The organism is Chryseobacterium lactis (genome assembly GCF_003815875.1).
Taxonomy (GTDB): Bacteria; Bacteroidota; Bacteroidia; order Flavobacteriales; family Weeksellaceae; genus Chryseobacterium; species Chryseobacterium lactis.
This window is the reverse complement of the sequence record NZ_CP033924.1, coordinates 240,348-264,555: the sequence shown is the minus strand read 5'-3', so window position 1 is coordinate 264,555 and position 24,208 is coordinate 240,348. Positions and strand designations below refer to the sequence as shown.

At 36.1% G+C, this 24,208-nt stretch carries 20 protein-coding genes; 11 read left to right on the top strand and 9 right to left on the bottom strand.

Annotated features, from left to right (window positions below; genetic code table 11):
* Positions 1-38: 38 nt before the first annotated feature.
* Both EG342_RS01220 and EG342_RS01215 read right to left on the bottom strand, forming a co-directional pair.
* Entirely contained in the window at positions 39-1,199 is a 1,161-nt protein-coding gene (locus EG342_RS01220) for an efflux RND transporter periplasmic adaptor subunit (protein WP_103292089.1), read from the bottom strand.
* Between the two features lie 369 nt (positions 1,200-1,568).
* On the bottom strand, positions 1,569-2,165 hold the full coding sequence (locus tag EG342_RS01215) for a TetR/AcrR family transcriptional regulator (RefSeq protein ID WP_103292090.1): 597 nt from the start codon (positions 2,163-2,165) through the stop codon (positions 1,569-1,571).
* Positions 2,166-2,471: 306 nt separating this feature from the next.
* Here EG342_RS01215 and EG342_RS01210 point away from each other — a divergent pair, with 306 nt between their 5' ends.
* Positions 2,472-3,026, top strand: a complete 555-nt coding sequence (locus tag EG342_RS01210; RefSeq protein WP_103292091.1) for a thioredoxin family protein — start codon at positions 2,472-2,474, stop codon at positions 3,024-3,026.
* 261 nt (positions 3,027-3,287) lie between these two features.
* Here the strand turns inward: EG342_RS01210 and EG342_RS01205 are convergent, their stop codons facing one another.
* Positions 3,288-4,193, bottom strand: coding sequence for an AraC family transcriptional regulator (locus EG342_RS01205; RefSeq protein WP_103292092.1), 906 nt, complete (start codon positions 4,191-4,193; stop codon positions 3,288-3,290).
* Between the two features lie 123 nt (positions 4,194-4,316).
* Between EG342_RS01205 and EG342_RS01200 the strand changes: the two genes are divergently transcribed.
* The 4 genes from EG342_RS01200 (at position 4,317) to EG342_RS01185 (ending at position 10,021) form a co-directional block, all read left to right on the top strand.
* The gene (locus EG342_RS01200; protein ID WP_103292168.1) at positions 4,317-5,546 is read left to right on the top strand and encodes an MFS transporter; all 1,230 of its coding nucleotides are present in this window, start codon (positions 4,317-4,319) and stop codon (positions 5,544-5,546) included.
* Positions 5,533-7,029 (top strand): trehalase family glycosidase, encoded by a 1,497-nt coding sequence (locus tag EG342_RS01195; RefSeq protein ID WP_246008710.1) that lies wholly within the window; start codon positions 5,533-5,535, stop codon positions 7,027-7,029. The genes EG342_RS01200 and EG342_RS01195 overlap by 14 nt, the downstream gene beginning before the upstream one ends.
* Positions 7,030-7,052: 23 nt before the next feature.
* Positions 7,053-9,494: a TonB-dependent receptor gene (locus EG342_RS01190; RefSeq protein WP_103292093.1), complete on the top strand. Its 2,442-nt coding sequence runs from the start codon at positions 7,053-7,055 to the stop codon at positions 9,492-9,494.
* A 125-nt stretch (positions 9,495-9,619) separates the two neighbouring features.
* A complete protein-coding gene (locus EG342_RS01185) occupies positions 9,620-10,021 on the top strand; it encodes a hypothetical protein (protein ID WP_103292094.1) in 402 nt (133 codons plus the stop codon).
* Positions 10,022-10,317: 296 nt separating this feature from the next.
* Here EG342_RS01185 and EG342_RS01180 read toward each other — a convergent pair whose 3' ends face one another.
* The gene (locus EG342_RS01180) at positions 10,318-10,956 is read right to left on the bottom strand and encodes an MBL fold metallo-hydrolase (RefSeq protein ID WP_103292095.1); all 639 of its coding nucleotides are present in this window, start codon (positions 10,954-10,956) and stop codon (positions 10,318-10,320) included.
* Between the two features lie 71 nt (positions 10,957-11,027).
* Here EG342_RS01180 and EG342_RS01175 point away from each other — a divergent pair, with 71 nt between their 5' ends.
* Positions 11,028-12,248 (top strand): type IX secretion system plug protein, encoded by a 1,221-nt coding sequence (locus EG342_RS01175; protein ID WP_103292096.1) that lies wholly within the window; start codon positions 11,028-11,030, stop codon positions 12,246-12,248.
* A 358-nt stretch (positions 12,249-12,606) separates the two neighbouring features.
* On the top strand, positions 12,607-14,568 hold the full coding sequence (locus EG342_RS01170; RefSeq protein WP_103292097.1) for a M4 family metallopeptidase: 1,962 nt from the start codon (positions 12,607-12,609) through the stop codon (positions 14,566-14,568).
* Between the two features lie 166 nt (positions 14,569-14,734).
* Here the strand turns inward: EG342_RS01170 and hemH are convergent, their stop codons facing one another.
* Genes hemH through EG342_RS01155 form a run of 3 tightly spaced genes read right to left on the bottom strand, consistent with a single transcriptional unit; the run spans position 14,735 to position 17,199 of the window.
* Complete coding sequence (gene hemH, locus EG342_RS01165; RefSeq protein WP_103292098.1) at positions 14,735-15,769, bottom strand: ferrochelatase; 1,035 nt, start codon at positions 15,767-15,769, stop codon at positions 14,735-14,737.
* A gap of 15 nt (positions 15,770-15,784) precedes the next feature.
* Positions 15,785-16,312 carry an NADPH-dependent FMN reductase gene (locus EG342_RS01160; protein WP_103292099.1) on the bottom strand — a complete coding sequence of 176 codons (528 nt, stop codon included), beginning with the start codon at positions 16,310-16,312 and terminating at the stop codon, positions 15,785-15,787.
* Between the two features lie 8 nt (positions 16,313-16,320).
* Complete coding sequence (locus EG342_RS01155) at positions 16,321-17,199, bottom strand: NifU family protein (RefSeq protein ID WP_103292100.1); 879 nt, start codon at positions 17,197-17,199, stop codon at positions 16,321-16,323.
* A 167-nt stretch (positions 17,200-17,366) separates the two neighbouring features.
* Between EG342_RS01155 and EG342_RS01150 the strand changes: the two genes are divergently transcribed.
* Positions 17,367-17,903, top strand: a complete 537-nt coding sequence (locus EG342_RS01150; protein ID WP_103292101.1) for a gamma carbonic anhydrase family protein — start codon at positions 17,367-17,369, stop codon at positions 17,901-17,903.
* 98 nt (positions 17,904-18,001) lie between these two features.
* On the opposite strand, the gene EG342_RS01145 is transcribed toward EG342_RS01150, so the two are convergent.
* A complete protein-coding gene (locus EG342_RS01145; protein ID WP_103292102.1) occupies positions 18,002-18,454 on the bottom strand; it encodes a hypothetical protein in 453 nt (150 codons plus the stop codon).
* 81 nt (positions 18,455-18,535) lie between these two features.
* Here EG342_RS01145 and EG342_RS01140 point away from each other — a divergent pair, with 81 nt between their 5' ends.
* On the top strand, positions 18,536-20,668 hold the full coding sequence (locus tag EG342_RS01140; RefSeq protein ID WP_103292103.1) for a helix-turn-helix domain-containing protein: 2,133 nt from the start codon (positions 18,536-18,538) through the stop codon (positions 20,666-20,668).
* A 36-nt stretch (positions 20,669-20,704) separates the two neighbouring features.
* Here the strand turns inward: EG342_RS01140 and EG342_RS01135 are convergent, their stop codons facing one another.
* A complete protein-coding gene (locus tag EG342_RS01135; protein ID WP_103292104.1) occupies positions 20,705-21,541 on the bottom strand; it encodes a M12 family metallopeptidase in 837 nt (278 codons plus the stop codon).
* A gap of 403 nt (positions 21,542-21,944) precedes the next feature.
* Between EG342_RS01135 and EG342_RS01130 the strand changes: the two genes are divergently transcribed.
* Complete coding sequence (locus tag EG342_RS01130; RefSeq protein ID WP_103292105.1) at positions 21,945-22,949, top strand: LLM class flavin-dependent oxidoreductase; 1,005 nt, start codon at positions 21,945-21,947, stop codon at positions 22,947-22,949.
* Between the two features lie 67 nt (positions 22,950-23,016).
* The gene (gene ribB, locus EG342_RS01125; protein ID WP_103292106.1) at positions 23,017-24,138 is read left to right on the top strand and encodes a 3,4-dihydroxy-2-butanone-4-phosphate synthase; all 1,122 of its coding nucleotides are present in this window, start codon (positions 23,017-23,019) and stop codon (positions 24,136-24,138) included.
* The last annotated feature ends 70 nt before the right edge of the window (positions 24,139-24,208 follow it).

Here is a 24,208-nt window from a genome sequence, read left to right as displayed (position 1 = left end):
AAGTTTAAACTGCTCTTAAATAGTCATGTGAGACTCTATTACAAAGGTCTTGCATTCAGTAAGCTATCAGATGACATGTTTTTCGGCTTAATTGATGCTCCGTCTTTCAAGTTTCCAATTCCGGTGTATACGATTTTTTCTCCCGGAGAAAGACCTTCAGAAATAAAGTAATAGTTGTCTGTTTTTCCGGAGATTTTAATCGGTTTTCCGGTTACTTTCTGATCTTTGCCCATTACATATACATAGGTTTTATCCTGAATTTCAAAAGTGGATTCCTGAGGAATAACTACTGCATTTGAGATCAATTGCGGCATACGTATTCTTCCGGTATTTCCGGTTCTCAGCGTTCCGTTTGCATTGGGGAAAACAGCACGTACGCTGATGGCACCTGTAGTTTTGTCAAACTGTCCGTCTACAATACTCAGTCTTCCTTTTTCAGGATATGTACTGTTATCAGCGATCACCAATTCAACCATCGGCATATTTTTTAGCTTTTCATCCAAAGTAGCCCCCGGATATTTATTTTGAAAAGCAATAAAATCAAGCTCACTTAGAGAGAAGTAGGCGTAAATTTCACTGATGTCAGATAATAAAGTCAATGGACTAGGATCTGTTCTGGAGATCAAACTTCCTTTTTTATAAGGAATTCTTCCGATATAACCGCTTACAGGAGCCGTGATAGTGGTAAATCCTACGTTTATTTTTGCATTTCCTACAGAAGCTCTTGCTTGTGAAGCGGCGGCAACAGCTGCAGCATAATTAGCTTTTGCAGTTTTCAGTTGTACATCAGAAACTACTTTTGCTGCTACCAGAGGCTGAAGTCTGTCTACTTCTACTCTTGCTTTTTCAATATTTGCATTGGCGGCCTGAAGATTAGCCTGAGCCATATTCATTTGCTCACCATAGCTTCTTGAATCTATTTTAAATAAGGGTTGTCCGGCTCTTACATAAGCACCTTCCTCTACATAAATTCTGTCCAGATAGCCATCTACCTGAGATCTGATTTCAACATTATTTTTTCCTTCCAGGGCAGTAGGAAATTCTTGATAAGTAGTAGCAGGAGAAGAGATAACGGTATAAACCGGAAGTTCTGGAGCTGGTGGCGCGGCATTGGATCCTTCGGCAGCTTTTGTACAGCTCTGTAAAAGAATTATACTTGAAATAAGTACAATAAACCTTGTTTTTCCAGGTATTTTCATTTTGGTTTAATTTTTTTAATGAAGTGTTAGATTTAAGTAATGTTTTTGTGATAAATGCTGTTTTTTTTCCTAACAGTGTTAATGATTTGTTCAAAAAAAATTACAGAATTTTTAATGTCCGATCAAGTCGATAGTTTCCATAATTGAAAATTTAAAATGTTGGTTTATATATAAAAAAGATGAGGTGTAATAAGTGTTATATTTGCTAACGGTGTTAATTAATAAGGGAAAAAATGGCTACCTTAGCAAGTGAATTTGTAAACGTTTTGCATTACTGATTTTTTGTTTTTTAATGAAGTTTAAAAGAGTGAGTTAAATTAATTGAGTGTTAAATTTCCTAACGGTGTTAATATTTAGTTCAAAAAAAAATTATAAAGACTTAATAAAAGATGAAACAGTTTCGTCCAATGACGTTTTATTCATAGTAGATGGTATATCTGCATTACGCATCATCATAATAGAGATCATCCCATGTACTGCAGAAAATAAAGCATGTGACATATGACAGGCATTATCCGGGTTGGATCCGTTTTTCTTAATAATCTCGTAAGTACACTCGTAAATCAACTCCTGAAATGATGAAAATTCTTTTTTCATCTGTCCCTTTCCACAACATTGCATTCCCAAACCAAACATCAGCTGGTAGTATTCTTTATTTTTAAAAGCAAAATTCCAGTAGGCATCTACAATCGCTACAAGTTGCTCTTCCGGAGTGTCATATTTCTTTTGAGCTTTTAGTAACTCAATGTGCAGGTTATGAAATCCGTCCAAAGAAATTTCAAATAAAATAGCCTCCTTGTTTTCAAAATAATCATAAACTACGGGTGCACTGTATTCAATGGCATCAGCAATTTTCCGCATGGATAGGGATGCCCAGCCTTCAGTTTTAGCCAAAGTAAAGGCCGCCTGCAAAATATTTGCACGGATGGATTCTTTTTCTCTTTGACGGCGTTCATGTAGGCCCATATTTATTTACTAACAGTGTTAGCAAAACTACAAACTTTTTAAGATATCTTCCAAATGAAATTTGTCTTTTAACGTTAAAGACTGGTTTGTAAAATTAGTTGAGAGCTGAAAAAATGTTTATTGGAAGCAGTTTAAGTAGGTCTTGTTGAAGTTATTGTAAAAATTAATGTGGTAAATAGCCTGAGTCAATCATTCAATGGGAGAACTAATTTTTTTTATATAATTAATGATTTAGCTCTTTCGCTCTCTATCTTCCTTATCATATAATCAAAGAAATTTTTATCTTTGCATCTAAAGAAAAAAGATATGAATACTCCTTCAAATATGTTGGCATTAGGAACGAAAGCTCCATTTTTTGAGCTTCCAAACCCGTCAAAAACAAATGAACTTCAGTCTTTGGAAGAACTGAAGGGAGAAAAAGGGACGTTGGTCATCTTCATGTGCAACCATTGTCCGTTTGTTCTTCATGTGATTGACAAGATCAATGAATTGTACGAAGACTACAATGATAAAGGAATCGAATTCATTGCTATCAATTCTAATGATATTGAGAAATATCCGGCAGACTCTCCGGAAAAAATGATTGAATTTCAGATTGAAAGAAAATTTGATTTTCCTTATTTATTTGATGAAAGTCAGGCAGTGGCCAAAGCTTTTGATGCGGCTTGTACCCCTGATTTTTATTTCTTTGATGATAAACTGGATCTTATCTACAGAGGCCAGATGGATGATTCAAGACCGGGAAATAATAAAGATGTGACCGGAGAAGATTTAATTATTGCTTTTGAAAATCTTTTAGCAGATGAAGCTCAGGACGAAATTCAGAGACCAAGTATGGGATGCAATATTAAATGGAAATAAGTAGAGGTTACTAGTGATTTAGTTGCTAGTTCGTTATAATATAAAGCTGCTCTTTTTGAGTGGCTTTTTTGTTGATTGCACGCATTGTACACAGCTTATCCACACACTTTGCCACTCCGCAGGAGTCTCAGCATAGCTTTTTTGTAAACCTCAAAAAGTTTTTATAACTAAGAAATCTGGATTCCTACGGAATGACAAATACGAAAAATGGTCTATTCATTCCCCTTGTCACTCCGTAGGAGTCTCAGCGTAGTCTTTTAATTAAAAACTTACCTTAGCTTTAGTCTCATTTTCAACCTTCAAATCTACATTGACTTTATTATGAGAATAATTCTTAATAAACTCCGACGGTGTTTTTCCAGTATATTTTTTAAACATCCTATTGAAATAGGTCACATTATTGAAGCCACAACTATAACTGCATTCTGAAATAGTTTTGTCTTGTGCCATCAGCAGACATGCTTTATTGATCCGATAACGATTAACAAATTCTGTGAAAGTGATTTGGGTGGCCTTTTTAAAAAAGTTACAGAAAGCCGGCAATGTCAGGTTGGCAAGTTTCGCAACCTCTTCAATGTTGATTTCTTTATCATAATGATGTTCCACATAGGTGAAGATATTTTCAAGACGCGTTTTGTTCTTGGAGATAATCGTGTACGGCATGATTTCTTTATTCAAAAGATCATAATCTTTACATTTAGACAATTCAAAAAGAATTTCAAGAAGGAGTAAATATCTCTTGTAACCTTCCGATTCCAACATAAGCCTTAGTCTGGGTAAGAGCGATTTTTTTTCTTTATGATGAAAATGAATCCCATACTTTGAAAGTTCCAGCAAATTTTTGATAGACCTGGCTTCGGTCTCCTGTTCCGGGAACTGAAGAATTTCTTCTTTAAACTGCAGCACAATCTCTTCGTGCGGATCAATAGAATTCAAACCAAATCCGGAGTGGGGAATATTGGAGCCAATCAGTACAAGATCACCGTGGGTATAATTGCTTTTATGGTAGCCTACGTGTCGGGTTCCGCTCCCGGAAATGACACATACAAGTTCAATTTCCGGATGATAATGATATTCCCATTTGAATTCTGAAATAGGAGAGTTATTATGAATGGTGCGAAAGGAGCTTTTCTCATTGGGAATTACTCTTTCAAAAGTAACTTTCATTTAATTAATCATATTTATTCACTAAAAATACTAATTATATTAATATTGTTCAAATATTGATTTACTGTGTTAAATTATCGTTAACAGAAATGCTTCTATCTTAGCCGACAAGAAATGATCTGGATGAAAAATTTCAACATTAAAGCTGTATTATTTTTAAATTATTTTGTTTTCGCAATTCTTTTGAATTCTGTGGGAACGGTTATTTTGCAGGTACAGCAAAATTTCGGAATTTCAAAATCTTCAGCCAGCGTGCTGGAGGGATTTAAAGATCTTCCGATTGCTATTTGTTCGTTTATTCTGGCTTCATTTCTTCCAAAAATCGGGATTAAGAAATCCATGCTCATTGCATTGTTTCTGGTAAGCTGCATGTGTTTTGTGATGCCTTTTGCCAATGCTTTTTGGTTTTTTAAAATATTATTTACCATTGTTGGGGTTTCTTTTGCTTTGATTAAAATCTCAGTTTTCACTTCTATCGGGCTGGTTACCGAAACCGATAAGGAACATTCCAGCTTCATGGGATTTTTGGAAGGCTTTTTTATGATCGGAGTATTGGCAGGAAATGTTTTATTCAGTTTATATATTGATGATCATAATCCGAGGTCGACGCATTGGTTGAATGTGTACTGGATCCTGGGTGTACTTTCAACACTATCTTTTTTATTCCTGTTCTTTTCCAGATTAAATGAAAAAGATGCAAAAAGTGAAAAGACCGATTTATGGGGAGATTTAAGAAACAGTGCAAGCCTGTTCAGCTATAAAAAAGTATTATGTTTTTTATTGTGTGCCTTCCTTTTTGTACTGGTAGAGCAAAGTTTTCAAACCTGGACACCTACATTTTATAAAGAAATTCTAAAAGTACCAACTTCAATGAGTATTCAGGCAGGAGCCGTATTAGCGGGAGCCTTTGCGTTAGGACGATTTTTATCAGGATTCTTTTCGAAAAAATTCAGCTGGATCTATGTGGTTTCTTTTTGTGTAATCGGTTTTGCGATCAGTTTATTATTGGTTCTTCCATTGACACATAACATCAACATAGATACCCAGACAAATTGGTTGAATGCTCCTTTGGTGGTATACATATTCCCTTTGATGGGTGGCTTACTGGCACCTATTTATCCGAGTATTAATTCAGTGATTCTGGCCTCAATTCCCAAATATTTGCATAGTGCAATGTCCGGATTGATCGTTGTCTTTTCTGCGATTGGAGGAACGATAGGTTCTATTATTACCGGTTTTGTATTTCAGGAATTTAGTGGCCAACAGGCTTTTTACCTTTCCTTAATCCCACTTTCATTATTGATTACATCGGCCGTTTTCATGAATAAATTAAAAATAAATGCTAAGAAATAAAATGAATAATCCACTTTATATAAATGAAATCCAGGCCCTTTTTGATGATGTACAGAGGTCAAAAATTTTTGAAGATCAAAAAATGATGACTGATGCCGTTCCTTTATTTTCCATTGCTGAAATCAATGATACATATGAAAAGGAGAAAAATGCGGCTGGGTTTGACCTGAAGAATTTTGTGATGACTCATTTTGATTTTCTGGGAGCAAGAGTTTCTGTTCAAAGAGAAAATCATCTTCCCATTAAAGAGCATATCGAAAAGCTTTGGGATGAGTTGACCCGCACGGCTTATGAAGAAAAAGGCACTCTACTGAAATTACCCAAACCTTACATCGTACCGGGAGGTCGTTTTAACGAATTTTTCTACTGGGATAGCTATTTTATTATGCTGGGATTAAAGGCTTCCGGAAGAGTAGAGATGATGGAAAATATTGTGGAAAATTGTTCCTACCTGATCCAGCATGTCGGTTTTGTCCCCAATGCCAGCAGAACTCACTTTTTAAGCAGGTCTCAACCTCCGTATTTTTCATTAATGCTTGATCTTCTTGTTGAGACCACTCATGATGAAAGTATTTATACCCGATATCATGATACGTTGGAAAAAGAATATGCCTTCTGGATGAATGGAGAAGAAAATCTTGAAAAAGATTCAGACATAAAAAGAGTAGTTAAAACAAGTAGTGGAGACATTTTAAACCGTTATTATGACGCAGAAAATGAACCCCGTCCTGAGAGTTATTTAATCGATATTGAAGATCATGAAAATGCTTCAGGAGATGAATTTTACAGAAATATAAGAAGCGCCTGTGAATCCGGCTGGGATTTTTCCAGCAGATGGTTTGCGGACGGCGAACATATACAAACAATAGAAACGCTGAACCTTGCACAGGTAGATCTGAACTGTCTTTTATGGCATTTGGAAAAAACTTTGGCTCAATCTTCAGCACTTCTAAAACTTACAGAAAAAGAAAATTATTTTACTGAAAGAGCAGCAAAGCGCAGACAGATGATCAATAAATACTTCTGGGATGAACAAACTAAGAATTACAAAGATTATCACATTAAAAAAAACACAAACACTCCGTCTGAACATATTGCTGCTCTTTACCCTCTGTTTTTAGGCCTTGCAGATCAACAACAGGCGGAAGCCGTAGCTCAGATTATTGAAGAAAAGTTTTTGTATCAGGGCGGATTGGTTACTACCACAAAGAAAACAGGCCAGCAGTGGGATTTACCCAATGCCTGGGCACCTTATCAATGGCTGGGTTTTAAGGCAATGAAAAATTATGGGTTTGATGATCTGGCAGAAAAAATAAAAAACAACTGGTGTTCCAATGTAGAGAGAGTCTATAAAAACACCGGAAAGCTAATGGAAAAATACAATGCCTTAGATACGGAAACAATAGCAGGCGGCGGGGAATACCCCAATCAGGACGGATTCGGTTGGACGAATGGAGTGTATTTGCAATTACAACAAAACTGAAACTAACAATAAAAAATAAGGCTATGAAAAAAATATCAACCTTTTTAGTCGCCGCTACAGCTACGTTATATTTTAATAATGCTTATGCTCAGGAAACTCCGCAAGACTCTGCAAAAGTTTCTTCTATCGACCAGATTGTCATTACGGGAAATTCAAATCCGAAGAAAAAAATAGAATCCAGTACGGCAATCTCTACGTTCAGTGCTAAAGAAATTCAAAAGCAAAATCCTATCAGTGCTGCTGCTTTATTACAGCGGGTACCGGGTTTTGCTGTTGAGACTTCAGGAGGTGAAGTAGGAAATAACCTTTTTGCAAGAGGGATTCCTTCTGCGGGAGCGTATGAATTTGTACAAGTGCAGGAAGATGGTCTTCCGGTTTTTGAAGACGGAGCACTTCAGTTTGCCAATGCGGATAATTTTTTCCGTGTAGACAATTCGGTAAGCAGATTGGAGGCTTTGAGAGGAGGCTCAGGTTCTATTTATGCCAATAATTCTCCCGGTGGTCTTATCAACTTTATTACCAGAGAAGGAACCAATGATTTCAGAGGTACAGCGAAACTGGAAACGAGTACTTACGGATTGATGCGTACAGATATTAATCTCGGAGGAGCGTTGGTAAAAGATAAATTGTTTTTCAATGTAGGTGGTTTTTACAGGGTTGATGACGGTATCAGAAAAACAGGTTTTAAAGCCAATAATGGAGGCCAAATCAGAATGAACCTGAAATATGTCTTTGATAAAGGCTATGTTAAAGTGTATTATAAAAAACTGGATGACAGAAATACATTTTTCCTTCCTATTCCTTTGGTGCAAAACGGTGATAAGTTGAAAGGATTTGGTGGTTTTGATCCAAACTACGGGACATACAGTTACAGAGCTATCAGCCAGTTGAATATTCCACAGGCAGGAGGTGGCTTTTTCAGCAGAAACTTAGAAGATGGAATTCATCCTAAAGTTGATGTGTTGGGAGCTGAATTTAAATATGACCTTGGAAATAACTTCAGTGTGTTAAACAAAACAAGATATACCAATATCAACATGAATTACACAGGGATTTTCCCAGCCGGAGGTCCCAAGCTCGCCTCTAAATATGCCACTGACGCAGTGAAAGACGGAGGTCTTGGAATGAGCGATTATCAGTATTCTCTTGTAAGCAACGGCACGGTTGTAAATCCTGAGTATGTGCAAAAATTAGGATTCTGGGCGATCGACAAGCAGATGAATAATTTTGTGAATGATCTACAATTCAACTACAAATTTGATAAAGGAAATGTGACTGCCGGTTTCTATAAATCCAACTGGAAATCCCAACAATACTGGAACTGGAGTAATATTTTGACAACCGCCACAGATCGGCCTGAACTTTTGAACTTGGTTAATCCTTCTCTTAGTCCATCTGATACAGGATATTCCAAAACCTACAACGGGGTAATGGATATGACGTTTCTGCAAAGAAATACACAAACTCAAGGAAGTTTAAATGATCTCTATGTAAACCTTGATTATAATGTTACCGATGCATTGAGCCTAAACGGAGGAATTCGTTACAGCCATGATTATTATAAAGGAAACTTCGCCAATACAACAACTTCGAATTTAAATAACTCCGGATTAACAACAGATGGGACTCATAGTTTTTTAACCACTACAGCGGATGACAATATGAGTGTCCTTGGAAATAAATTTACCTATTGGAACTATAATATTGATAAAGTTTCCTTCACGTTGGCCGCTAATTATAAAATTAACAGAGAAAATGCGGTATATGCCCGTTTCTCTAATGGTTTCAGATCGCCGAATGAAGAAGCATATTATAATTACTTTTCCAATCCGACACCTGATAAACCTTTAAAATCGGTATCTACCAATCAGCTGGAAGTAGGGTATAAATATTACTCCCGTACTTTCGACTTAGCGGTTATTCCATTCTATTCATCATTGAAGAACCTTTCATTTACTGATGTTTTCTCTGATGGAAGATCAGAAAATATATTTGCCAATACAGAAAATTTTGGGGTAGAATTGGAAGGATATGCCCGTTTATTTAATAATTTATTGGAGGTAACTTTCAACGGAACGATTCAAAATCCTAAATATAAGAATCTTGAAGCAGGAAGTCTGTTAGAAGGAAATACCGTAAGAAGAATGCCGAAAATTTATTTTAATATTTCGCCTGCCGTGAATATTACAAAATCATGGAGAGCTTATGTGAGCATGAATTACTATGGAAAACGTTTCCAGGATGAATTGAATGTTCAGACCTTACCTTCGTTCACAGAATTTGGTGCAGGAATGTCTTACCAGCTTGGAAAGATTCGTTTTGCAGTAGATGGAACCAATATATTTAATACAATTGGTATCACAGAAGGGGACCCTAGAGCAGGATCACCTACAGGAGATGGTATTATCATGGCAAGACCTATCATGGGAGCCGCTGCCAGAGCTTCCATCACTTTGGATTTTTAAACTCTATTTCTTTATAACATGAAACCGTCAGGAAAATAATTCTGACGGTTTCTTTTTATGCTTTTTTTGTTCTCGCAGATTCAGGGGATTTCGCAGATGTTTATGCTATAAAACCGGTACAATTTTTGTTTAAAAAAAATCTGCTTTATCTGTTAGATCTGCGTGAGATTATCTTTTTCGCAGGAATATTTAGTTTTTTCGCTCGCAGATTTAGGGGATTTCACAGATGTTTATGCTATAAAACCGCTACAATTTTTATTTTAAAAAAATCTGCTTTATCTGTAGATCTGCGTGAGATTATCTTTTTCGCAGGAATGCATGTTTTTTTTGTCCTCGCAGATTCAGGGGATTTCACAGATGTTTATGCTATAAAACCCTTGCAATTTTTATTTAAAAAAAATCTGCTTTATCTGTTAGATCTGCGTGAGATGATCTTTTTCGAAAGAATACGTAGTTTTTTTGTTCTCACAGATTCAGGGGATTTCACAGATGTTTATGCTATAAAAACCGCTACAATTTTTACTTAAAAAAATCTGCTTTATCTGTTAGATCTGCGTGAGATGATCTTTTTCGCAGGAATGCATAGTTGTTTTTGTTCTTGCAGATTCAGGGGATTTCGCAGATGTATATGCTATAAAATCTCTTCAATTTTTACTTAAAAAAATCTGCTTTATCTGTTAGATCTGCGTGAGATTATCTCTTTCCCAAGAATCCATATTATTTTAAAGACAATAATTTATATTCTCTTAAAATGACAAAGATCTGTGTAACGCTTATACACTTACACTCTAAGACCCTAAAATTCTCCGACTCCAAAACCCGTCTATTTCAAAAATGGATTATACTGTTTCTCAAATCCGATGGATGTAGGATTTCCATGGCCGGAAAAAACCTGTGTTTCAGGATCCAAAACAAAAAGCTTCGTTCTGATTCCGTCGATTAGCTGATCATAATTTCCTTTGTAAAGATCCGTTCTTCCGATGCTTCCTTCAAAAAGGACATCTCCGGAAATCATGAATTTTTGATTTTCATTGTGATAGACAACACTGCCCGGTGAATGTCCCGGAACATGATAGATTTTGAATTTTTCGCCATCCAGTTCCAACTCATCACCTTCGTTTATATATTCTACGTCTACTTTTACAGGATCAATACTCATTCCGAATCTTATCCCGCTGGCTTGAAGCATGTCCAGTACTTCCTGATCTTCCTGATGCATATTCACAGGAACTTTAAAGGTATCAAAAGCCCACTGAAGTCCAAAGACATGATCAATGTGAGCGTGGGTAAGAAGAATTTTCTGGATTTTTAAGTCCTTTTCGATGATAAAATTATTGATGGCCTCGGTTTCCTGGGCATTCATATTTCCCGGATCAATTAACCATGCATTTTTATTTTCGTTGTAAAGGATGTATGTATTTTCGCTCGCAAAATTGAAAACGAAGCCTTGAATCTGAAGCATATCTGAATATTTTTTATTTCAAAAATACGATATTATTAAGAAAATGGCTATTTTTCGTTATCTTCGTCATAATGAAAACTTTGCGAATACTTTTACTTTCTTTGGGAGGGTTGGTGTACGGACAGAATATCCAGAGTATCCAGCTTTTTAACCCGCAGACTAACGATGAAACTCCTGTTATCAAGATCGGGGAACAGTTGGTTCTGAGTTTTGATGATCTTACCAATCGTAGTGATATCTACCGGTATACCATCAAACATTACGACCGAAACTGGAATGATGATAATCTGTTCTTTACAGAATTTGCCAATGGAAGCATGAATGCGCTTTTAGACCAGTTTCAGTATTCTTTCAATACACTGCAGGCTTATACTCATTATAAACTGACTTTTCCGAATGATAAAATCCAGCCAAAAATTTCGGGAAATTATGAACTGATTGTTTACAAAGATTCTGTGGATAAACCTCTTTTCAAAAGAAGATTCTATCTGGTGGAAAATGGGGCATCGCTGGCTTTAAATGTCTCCAGAATAGCAGATGCCAAGAATCCTAATGTCAATCAGAGGGTAGAAATAAAAGCAGCTCCGGCCGCGGGAGATATTTCCTCAAATGTCAACTCCATGAGCTTGAATGTAATGCAGAATAACAATCCCAATATGGTTATTCCCAACTTAAAGCCAAGTTCAGTTTTAGGGAATCAGTTGCTTTTTCAGCAAATGAATCTGACTTTCCCCGGGGATAATGAATTTTATTATTTCGATAATAAAAACATGAATATGCCGGCAGATATGGTTCGTGCGACTGAAATAAAAGATGATGCGAACCAGACTTATCTGCATCCTGTTTGGGCTTTTCCTTTAAATTATCAATATCAGCCTGACGTAAACGGTGCATGGTATTACAGAAGGAATGACCTGGGCAGAGAAAGAGATGCCGAAAGGGAAGCAGATTATTCATGGGTGTATTTCTCTCTCGAATCGGATCCTGTAGATAAGGAAATCTATGTGTTGGGAGGGTTTAATAATTTTCAACCCAGCAAAGAAAATCAGATGCAATACGATGCCGCTACCAAGCAATATGTAGCAAGAATATTTTTAAAACAAGGGTTTTATAATTACGTTTTAGCAACAAAAGAAGCTAACGGACCTTTGAATTTTGGTGAAGTAAACGGGAATTTCTGGCAGACAGAAAACCTCTACCAGGCCTTTCTTTATTACGCTCCGTTTGGAAGAAATTATGATGGGTTAATGGGATATGGTGAATTCAGAACCCCTGTTGCGAATAAACGATAAGAATTTTATTTAAATAAAAAATATACACAAAGAAGCCGTCTCGTAGGAGATGGCTTCCTTTTTTTTGAAGTATATGATGAACACTGAGTTCTTTAGTGAGTTGATCGCTTTTGAGGTTATAAAATATAATGCACAACATAGTGAAAAAAAATAATTCACAAAATTTTGATTTTTATTAAATATTTTAACTAAAAATACCAATACAATAAAAATTTTCATTGATAATTTTTCTTTTTTTTAAAATCATTATTGTGATTTATTAATTGATTTATAATATCTATTGAATTTTATTCAATAAATTATCCCTTTTAAGTGAAAAGTTTATAAATTCGTTTTCACATTTAACAAATATTATATTATGAAAACAAATTTTATTTTAGTGGCAAGTGTTGCTGCCTGCTCTTTTGTTTTTGGACAAAACACACCATCAAAAGTAATTTCCGGTAAAAGTGGATTGCACGCAGAGTTAATGAGATTTGATAAAAACGGACCAACTTTCCAGGGAAGCCCGGTTTTATTTGATGAAGCATCTCAGAGATTATCGCAAGGGCAAGCCCGCAAGTTGGGATTAGAGAGAGACAAACTAGGATTTGAAACTCACAGATTTCAACAAACCGTTAATGATATTCCGGTAGAATACGGAATGATGGCCGTACAGACCAAAGACGGAAAAATCGTGGGAGAATCAGGAAAATGGATTCTTGAATTGCCAAGTAAAGGTATTGAGAAAAAAGCCAATCTTTCTGAAAACATCGCACTGCAAAATGCTTTATCTTTTATAGGAGCAGAGTCATACAAATGGCAAAATAAAGAAGAAGAAGATTTTCTTAAAAAAGAATCCAATGATCCTCAGGCAAGCTATGCTCCAAAGGGTGAATTGGTATACTATTCAGATCCTACTGACGAGAAGTTGAACGATTTAAAGCTAGCTTATAAATTCGATATTTATGCAGAAAAGCCATTAAGCAGACAATATGTTTTTGTGGATGCTAAAAACGGGAAAGTACTTGGTATAGATGCAATCATTCATGAAGTAAATGCTCCGGGAACAGCAACAACAGGTTACAGCGGAAACAGAAACATCGTCGCTGATTCTTACAATGGAAGCTACAGATTAAGAGAAACCGGAAGAAATGCCGGAACAGCTGTAGAAACCTATAACTTGAAAAAAGGAACCAATTATTCTTCTGCTGTAGATTTTACAGATACGGATAATGTGTGGAATAATGTGAATACAAACAAAGACCAATATGCCACCGATGCACACTGGGGGGCAGAGATGACGTTAGATTATCTGTATACAAAATTCGGAAGAAAGAGTATTGATAACAATAATTTTGCAATCAAATCTTATGTTCACTATTCAACCAATTATTTCAATGCATTTTGGGATGGATCCAGAATGACTTATGGTGATGGAAGCGCTTCTACAAATGGAGGGAAACCCTTAACTGCGATTGATGTTTGTGGTCACGAAATTACCCATGGGATGACGTCTAAGACGGCAAATCTTGTGTATCAAAGAGAACCGGGAGCTTTGAATGAAGGGTTTTCTGATATTTTTGGAAACTCTATAGAACGTTGGGCAAGACCTACGCAGGCGAGCTGGACGCTGGGCGAAGATTTCAGTTACGTCATCAGAGATATGTCAAATCCTAATGCCTACAGTCAGCCGGATACCTATAAAGGAAAGTATTGGAAAGATGCAACAACAACAGGTTGTGCAGTTCCGGGACAAACCACGAATGACTACTGTGGAGTTCATACCAATTCAGGAGTTCTTAATTTCTGGTACTACTTACTGGTAACCGGAGGATCAGGAACAAACGATAACGGTTTTGCCTACAATGTATCAGGAATCGGACTGGATAAAGCAGGAGCGATTGCATACAGAACGTTGACGACTTACCTTACTTCATCGTCTAACTATGCCAATACAAGAACATACTCTCTTCAGGCAGCGGCAGATTTATATGGTGCTACCAGCAATGAGGTAACACAGGTTACCAACGCATGGAATGCAGTAGGTGTTGGAGGAGGAACTTCTCCTGCAGGACTTATTGCAGCTACACCAAATGCTTCAGCTTATACTATAAGCCCAAATCCTGCAACCGACAGATTTGAAGTGGTATTTGAAGGGAAAACAGGAAAAGGAGTTGTAGAACTGATTAGTCTGACAGGAAAAAGAGAAGTTTCTGAAAAAGTGGCTCTCACAGATGGAACAAATAAAATTACTATTCAATTGCCATCCAATCTTCTTCCTGGAGTGTATGTTGTAACGGTAAACGGTCAGAAAGCCGGAAACTTAATGAAAAAATAATCTCTTACATATCTTGAATATAGAGTCTGTCTCCTGGTCGAGGCAGACTCTTTTATTTAAGGCATCGTTTGATAACTCTTTAATCAACGACTATTAAGATAAAGTCATAAAAAGCAAAATGGCTGTCTTAATTTTAAGACAGCCATTTTATATTTTGACAAAATGATTATACTAAATAAAAATCATTCAGTTTTTCTTCGCAAAGTACTTTTACGACTTCAATCCATCGGTCTTCATCATTAAGGCAGGGAATGTAATGGAAATTTTCGCCGCCGCCATGCATAAACTGCTCTTTTCCTTCCACAGAGATTTCTTCTAATGTTTCGAGACAGTCTGAAACAAAGGCCGGGCAAACAACAGCCAGATTTTTCACTCCCTTTTCAGGAATGGTTTCAAATGTTTCGTCCGTATAAGGTTCAATCCATTTGTCTTTTCCTAATCTTGACTGGAAAGAAATAATTGTTTTTTCCTTTGGAAGTCCCATTTTAGCAATAACAGCCTCAGTTGTTTTATAGCATTGATGTCTGTAGCAGTAGGCATTGTGAGTATCCACCTGACTGTTGATACAATTGGCATCATCAATTTTACAGGTTTTCGAAGGATCTGTTTTATAAAGGTGTCTTTCAGGAACTCCGTGGTAAGAGAACTGAAGAGCATCAAAATTCTCAGGAAGCTTTTCCTTAATACTTTCTGCCAGACAATTGACATAGATATCTCTGTTGTAGAAAGGTTGAATATAATTGATTTTTACCTTTGGAAACTTCTTCTTTCTTACCTCTTCCGCTTGTTCGATCACCGTTTCCGTTGTACTCATGGCATATTGCGGATATAAAGGGAAAAGCACGATCTCAGAAATTCCCTGATCCACTAGTTTTTGAATACCGGTTTCAATGCTTGGCTCGGCATACCTCATTCCGATTTCTACAGGAACATCTACCAGTTTCTGAAGTTTTTTCTGAATTTTTTCTGTGATGACAATCAGTGGAGAACCCTCATTCGTCCAAACCGTTTTGTAGGCTTCAGCAGATTTGGCTGGCCTGGTTTTTAAGATAACTCCACGAACAAGAAGAGCTCTGAAAATCCAACGATAATCGATTACTCTTTCGTCCATCAAAAATTCGTCAAGATATTCCTTTACATCATTTACAGCCGTAGATCTTGGAGATCCAAGATTAACCAGTAAAATTCCTTTTTTACTCAATATTTCTAGTTTTAATTATGAAACAGACTTTTCAAAATCTGTTACCAATTGTAGTACTTTAGCAAAGGTATTGTTTTCCACTGAGCCATCAGGCTCAAACTTACCCTTTATTCCTCTTATTAAAAGCTGATGTTTATCAACAATTTTAGCTCCGAGAGTGGTTAAAAGCAATAATAATTCTTCATGGCCTTTTTCTCCGCTTGCAGAACCTGTGATACAAGCAACAGGTTTATCTGAAAAGACTTCGGTAGAAACACACCATTCCAGTACATTTTTTAACCTGCTTGGAATGCTGAAAATATATTCCGGAGTAGAAAATATAACGCCGGCCGATTGATCTATCTTTTCTCTGATTTTTAAGATTTCTTCCGGTGTATCAACATCTGTGAATGACGTGTCAAAATGAGGAAGAATAGAAAGATCATCGTAAATCTGAAAATCAATATGGGTACTTTTTACAAATACCTGTTCCATAAGTTTCTGATTACTGGAATTCTTTGTAGCACTTCCAATAATAACCAGTATTTTATTTCCGGAGGCCATGGGTACTTTTATCCGTTTACTGCTTCTACTTTTTCTACCAGATCCGGAACAAATTGTTTTAAGATATTCTCAATTCCGTTTTTCAAGGTTGCAGTAGAACTAGGGCATCCCGAACAAGCTCCCTGTAACAGCATTTTTGCTGTTTTGCTGGCCTGGTCGTATTCCATTAAAGAAATTTTTCCACCATCATTTTCAACAGCCGGAGCTACATATTCATTTAAGATGTCTGAAATTTTCTGCTCATCTTCGGTATAATCTCTGTTAATGATTTTTTCAACCGGATTTTCATGCTTCTGAGGTTCAATTTTTGATATTTCGCCTCCGTTTTGCAGATAATCCGCAATAAGAGCACGTACAGTCATCATCACCTGATGCCATTCTACCGAATGATTTCTTGTGACAGCAACAAAATTATCAGAAATAAAAACTTCTGTTACAAAATCGAATTCTTTAAAAATAGCCTGAGCCAAAGGAACTTCTTCGGCAGCTTCTTTCGTTTTTACTTCTACGAAACCTTCCATCAGTAATTTGCTTGATACAAACTTCATTACATTTGGATTAGGAGTCATTTCAGCATAAATCTGATACATTTCTTTTTTCTTCTGAAGATAAATTCTTGGGTTAGCCAATAATTCGTCTTCCACTATATTTTTCAGACTTTCCACAACATGTTCCCATTCTACGGTATCTTGTTTAGCTACTGCAACAAAATTAGCCGTGATGAAAATTCTTTCCACGAACGGATAATTAAACAGTTCCTGAGCTAAAGGAATCTCTGAAACATCTGAGGTTCTGTCCAACTCCAATGATCCGGGAATGAGATTGTAATCAGTAACAAATTTCATTACTTTCGGGTTTTCGGTTGGTTCTATAAGTACGGTACGCATTTTTTCGTTAAATTTGAGATACAAAAATACGCATTAGAAGTTAGAAGCTGAAAATTGAGAGTTAGATTTTTGCTATCGCTTTAATTTAGAAGGTAGATACTAGAAGTTAGAAGGTCGTAAAAATCTAATTTTCATATGGCTTATTTTTAAATTTTCAAATTAAAACTATGGCACTTGTAAAAGAACTTTTAGGAAAAAGACCACAGATCGGAGAGAATGCCTTCTTGGCTGAAACAGCGACCATCATTGGAGATGTTACAATGGGAAGAGACTGCAGCGTTTGGTATAACGCCGTGATCAGAGGAGATGTAAACTATATCAAAATGGGTGATAAAGTGAATGTTCAGGATAATGCAATGTTGCATTGTACATACCAAAAATATCCATTGAATATTGGAGATAATGTTTCAATCGGGCACAATGCTATTGTTCACGGATGTACTATTAAAGATAATGTATTGATCGGAATGGGAGCTATAGTAATGGACGACTGCCTGGTGGAAGAAAATTCTATCGTTGGAGCAGGTTCAGTAGTAACTCAGGGAACACATATCAAATCCGGAGAAGTCTGGGGCGGTGTTCCGGCAAAGAAAATTAAAGATATCAACGCTCAGTTGCTGGAAGGTGAGGTCAACAGAATTGCTGATAATTATGTGAAGTACTCATCGTGGTATAAAGAAAATGTGAAGGATTACGAATTGTAAGAACGATTTGTTATCACTAATAAATATAAAAGCTTCATCCACGGATGAAGCTTTTTTTGATTTGATATTATATTGAGCCTTTGCTTTCTTTTATTATTTTAATTGCTGTCTGCCGTAATCATTCGTATTTTTCCGTGAACACATTTAAGAGATGTAGGCGGAGGAACCACCGTACAATCAGAGGTAACATTGTATTTTTCATTAAAAATCCTGACCTTATCTGTGTATTCATTGATTCTTGGAAGGATAGAGGTTTCCAGTTCTTTAGGGTAAGCAATGTATTGCTGAGGTCCACCGCACGATTTGATTCCCATCGGGCTAAAAGTCCACTCATTAGCATCTGTACACTTTTCTCCGGAAACTTCAGACTCGATAGACGCTTTAAGTTTATCCAACTGAGCCTGATCATATTTCTGACTGTCTTCATTTGCAGGTCGATCTGCAATATCTATCGGCAAATTGGTATTTAAATTTTTAGAACTATTACATGAAACGATGAAAAGCGTAGTGCATAATGCCAGGACAGGGAAGTAAACATGAATCTTTTTCACAACAATTTTTTTTCTTTTTAAAAATTTTCAAAACTTATGCCAAGGTAAGAAATTCAATTCATTTCCGTATTTTTGACGACGATGAACAATCATTTTTTTGACTTAATAGAATATACCAACAGAAGTGTTTTTCTGACCGGGAAGGCCGGGACAGGTAAAACCACGTTTCTTAATGACTTTGTAAGACGTACTAAAAAGAAACATATAGTAATTGCTCCAACCGGAATTGCAGCTATCAATGCAGGTGGGGTTACAATTCACTCTATGTTTGGATTACCGTTGCGAACCTTTCTTCCTACTACAGAAAGGATAGATACCAGTTTGGCGAATAATATTGCCGATCTGATGCCTCATTTTAAATATAGAAAAGATAAACTCAAGCTTTTAAGAGAGGTTGAGATTATTATTATTGATGAGGTTTCCATGTTGAGAGCAGATGTTCTTGATATGATGGATTTTTCTTTGCGATTTATCAGAAGAAATAATCAAAGATTTGGAGGAGCACAAATGTTGTTCATTGGAGATTTGTTTCAGCTTCCACCGGTGGTGAGGGATGAGCATATTTTAAAAATGTACTACAATTCTCCATTCTTTTTTGATAGTCATGCCATTAAAGAAATTCCTTTGGTTACCATTGAACTGACGAAAGTTTACAGGCAGTCTGACCAGGAATTTCTGGAGATTCTGAATGCTATCCGTGACGGTGATGTAGGAAGTATCGACTTTGATCATCTTAATAAAAGATATGATCCTGACTTTGATATGGGCAAAGAATCCTATGTCTATCTGTGTTCACACAATAAAATGGCGGATGAGATCAATCAGGAAAAATTAACTGAGATTAAGGTTGATGCTAAGACTTACGAAGCAAAACTTGTCGGAGATTTCAAGGAGAACCAGTTTCCAAATGAACAGTTTTTAGAATTGAAAATCGGATCGCAGATTATGTTTATCAGGAACGATATTTCCGGAGAAAAGAAATATTTCAACGGTAAGCTTGGTGAGGTCATAGGTTTAGATGAAGATGAGATTCGTGTTGTTCTGGAAGGCAGCGAACAGGAAATTACCGTTAAAAGGGAAACCTGGGAACAAAAAAAATATTTTCTCGATACTGATAAAAATATCAAAGAAGAAGTATTGGGAAGTTTTGAACAATTTCCGATAAAACTGGCCTGGGCGGTTACTATCCATAAAAGTCAGGGGTTAACATTTGATAAAGTAATTATCGATGCAGGAAAAAGTTTTACTGCCGGTCAGGTATATGTTGCGTTATCACGTTGCCGAACGATGGAGGGAATTGTTTTAAAATCAAAAATTACTCCTGAAGTTATTTTTAAAGATAACAGAATCCTTCATTTCCATACAGACACCGTGGTTAATGATCAGGTCGAGGCTATCCTTAACCAGGAGAAATATGATTACAGCATCAGAAAAGTTCTTCGTACGATCGATTGTTTATGGTTTTTAAAAGAAGTTGAAGATTGGAACAAACTTTCCGTTGTTACCAAAAATATTGATCATGTGAAAACCAATCAAATGTATCTTCAATTAAAGCATGAAGCTGTAAATCTTGGAAAAATCTTTGAAAAACTGGAGCGTATTATTTTCCAGAAAGTCAATAATTTTATTGAACAAAAAGAAGAATGGTCAGAAATTGAAAATAAAACCAAAGGAGCCGTTAACTTTTTCTTTACGGAAACCAGAGATAAAATATTCAATCCTTTAAAAGAGTTTTATGCTGAAATAAAAGGAGCAAAAGGGTTGAAACAATATAACGAAGAATTCAGAGACTGGCTCGAAGATGTAGAAGAATATCTGAATAGTCTGAAAGAAATTCATTTGCTTGAAACTAAACTTTTAGATGAAAAAAATGATAAAGAAATCAATCTGAAGATCGCAAAAGTTCCTTCGCAGGTGTTGACTTTTCAATTATTTGAACAGGGTAAAACTATCGGTGAAATTGCTTTGGAAAGAGGGCTGGTAAAAGAAACTGTTATTGGACATCTTGCTAAATTTGCTGAGCAGGGATTGTTGGACATCTCAAGAGTTATCACCTCAGACAAGATCAAGGCCTTTGAAACAGAATTCTATAAAAATTCTCATGAAACGCTGACAGAGTGGAAGAATGCTTTGCCAAGCACTTTTGAATTTAATGAAATCAGGATTCTGATCAATCATTTTAATTTTAAAAAAGAAAAAGGAAAGGAATTATAAAAAATTCCTTTCCTTTTAATAATATAATAGGCTTGTTTAAGGATACATCGCATTGATAGTATTAATATCTCCGGTTGTAAACCCGTTTCTGTTGTAAGTGAAATTAGTATTATCAGCTCTCTTAATTGTTGGTTGCCCATTTTTAGAATAAGAATTGGGCCAATACATCATCACTGAATTTATATTGAAAACACCTATATCTGTTCCGGAATTATAGATGTTGAAGTTATAAGCCTGTCCATCCTGAATATTATTCCACTGGATACTTACATATTGATCTCTGTCTTTACGGGCATGCTCGTGATAAAGTCCAACGGCATGACCCATTTCATGAATGACCGATCCTACAGAAATATATTGATCCAGAGAAATAGTCTGTTTTCCACCCTGATATCCAATGTTAGCCCATCCATCTGCTCCTGATGAACTTCCAAAAATAAATTGTACATAATTTGTCTGATTGGTGCGGGGGATCCATTGGACATTCGTCTTTGTATTATACTCACTTACTGCAGAGGTAATTTTATTTGCGTTTATAGAGCCCATATTACTGGCAACCGTATAATAGATTTTACCACCCGGCCATCTTGAAAGGGTTGCTCCTCCTTTATTAGCTGAATTATCTCCCGCTAATTGCTGATCGGTAAGAACAATATCTCCCTGGAAAAAATTCTTTCCGTCTTTCTTGATATAAGTAATTGCCTGTCCGTTGAGTTGACCCTTTTGTATGCTTTCAATATTTAAAGCATTAGCCTGAGTCTCTGCCGTGATTTCCTCATTGCTTTTACTGCAAGAGGTAAGGGCTGCAAAAATGATAAAACCAGCAAAAGCTGCCTTGTTAGCTTTGAATAAGCCATAAATTTTTTTGTTCATATACGTATTTTTAATGGTGTGAAAAGGCAATCTGTTTTTTCTTTTTCTATACGAATATACTATTTTATTTCTCTTTTTAATGATTTATTAATGTTAAAATATTGATTTGGTTATGGATTGTCGTATTTGGGTTTTTGTATTGATTTACAAAATTATTTATATGATGACTTTTGTTCTTAAATATACTGATGACGGCGAAATTTGTCCTACAAATAAAATTGATAATAAAAATTATTTTTTAATAGTTTTTTCATGAACTCATCAATCAATCCTATCAATTACAAAAAGTAACTAATGCAATTTTTATGTTATACATTTGTCTGGTTTTTTAAGACCCAATTTATAATTATGAATTTCACAAAGGAGATTCCTTATCACCTTTTGAAAAAATTAATATGTCGATATGAAAAATTTTGAAATTTCTGTTTTAGATCTTGCTCCGGTAAAACAAGATAAAAGCATTCATGATACTTTTCAGGATAGCCTGTCTCTGGCTAATCATACTGAAAACTTAGACTATAAAAGATTCTGGCTTGCTGAGCACCATAACATGGAAAGTATTGCCAGCTCGGCAACTTCGGTTTTAATCGGTTTTATCGCCAATGGAACAAAAAAAATCAGAGTAGGATCGGGTGGTATCATGTTACCTAACCACAGCTCTCTGGTTATTGCAGAACAATTTGGAACCCTGGAATCTCTTTTTCCGGGAAGAATAGATCTCGGACTGGGAAGAGCACCCGGAACTGATGGATTAACGGCTCAGGCGTTGGGAAGAAATCCTGCCATTATCAACGAGCAGTTTCCAAGGCAAATTCTTGAGCTTCAACGGTATTTTTCCAAAGAAAATGCTGATGCAATGGTTCGTGCGATTCCCGGAGAGGGCCTTGATGTTCCGCTTTATATTTTAGGATCCAGTACAGATAGTGCGTGGCTGGCTGCTGAGCTTGGTTTGCCATATGCCTTTGCAGGACATTTTGCTCCTGAACAGATGGAAATGGCTTTTAAAATATACAGAGAAAATTTTGAACCTTCAAAATACTCAGATAAACCTTATATCATTGCCTGTGTCAATGGAGTTGCTGCGGATACTTCTGAAGAGGCACACAAAATTTCAACAACATTATTTCAGGCGTTCATTAATATTGTAAGAAATGACAGAAAGCCTTTTGCCCCACCGGTTGATGATATGGATGACATATGGTCGCCTATGGAAAAATCGATGGTTTTGCAGAAGTTGAGATATACATTTATTGGGGATCGGGCTGAAATTCAGGAAAAGCTTAAAGATTTTCAGGAAAAGTTCAATGTAGATGAGGTGATGATCAATTCCCATATTTATGATCACCAGAAAAGACTAAGATCTTACGAAATTTTCAGAGAGGCAGCCAACTCATTATCCAAAGCCTAATAAACCGTTCATATTAATTGGCAGATGCTTATTTTTATAAGTATCTTTGCACAAATAAAAAGTAAAAATGTCCGATATTAAATTAAATACTATTCCGGAGGCTATAGAAGACCTTAGAAATGGTAAAATAATAATAGTAGTAGATGATGAAGACAGAGAAAATGAAGGTGATTTTCTTTGTGCGGCAGAGTTAACAACGCCGGAAATTATCAATTTTATGGCTCTTCACGGAAGAGGACTTATCTGTATGCCACTTCCTGAAAAAAGATGTGACGAATTAGGATTAGAGGTAATGGTAAGCAGAAGCAGCGATCCTAAAGAAACTGCTTTTACAGTATCTGTTGACCTTTTAGGTAACGGAACTTCTACAGGTATTTCTGCTGGAGACAGAGCAAAAACAATTTTAGCTTTGATGGATGAAAAATCCAAGCCTACAGATTTTATGAGACCCGGACATATCTTCCCGCTTCGTGCAAGAAAAGGAGGGGTACTAAAAAGAGCAGGACATACTGAAGCAGCGATTGACCTTACGCACTTGGCTGGCTTGAAAGAAGGAGGAGTAATCTGTGAGATTATGAATGAAGACGGTACTATGTCCCGTCTGCCTGAACTTCACGCTTTCGCTCAAAAGCACGATATGAAGATCGTTTCCATTGAAGATTTGATTCATTATCAACTTAAAAAAGGAAACTTGGTAGAAAGACTTGAGGAGAAAAAAGTGAAAACGCACTACGGTGAGTTTGATTTCTATGCTTTCAGAGAGACTTCTAACGACCAGATTCACTTTGCACTGACAAAAGGAGCATGGACTGTTGATGAGCCTGTTTTGGTAAGAGTACAGTCTTCCGATTCTTATTTTGATGTATTGACAAGATTGAATAATGGTGAAAAGCCCTTATTGGAAAAAGTAACCGGTATGGTAAATGAAGAAGGAAAAGGAGCTATTATTTTTATTAATAATGTTTCTAATTCTGAAAATACATTAAGAAAACTTCAGCAATTCCTGAACTATCAGGATGGACAGGAGCAGCATCCTACATTAGCTTATAACTACAGAGATTACGGTATCGGAACACAGATTTTAAAAAATCTGGGAATTAATAAGTTTAAAGTAATCACTCAAAACCCAAATATCAAACCTCAGGTTGGAGGATATGATGTAGAGGTGACGGAGCTGGTACAATTATAATAAGAAAATAATCAATGATGAATGAACTTTGCTGGGAATTTATTGATGAATAATAACAAAAAGGTTTAGG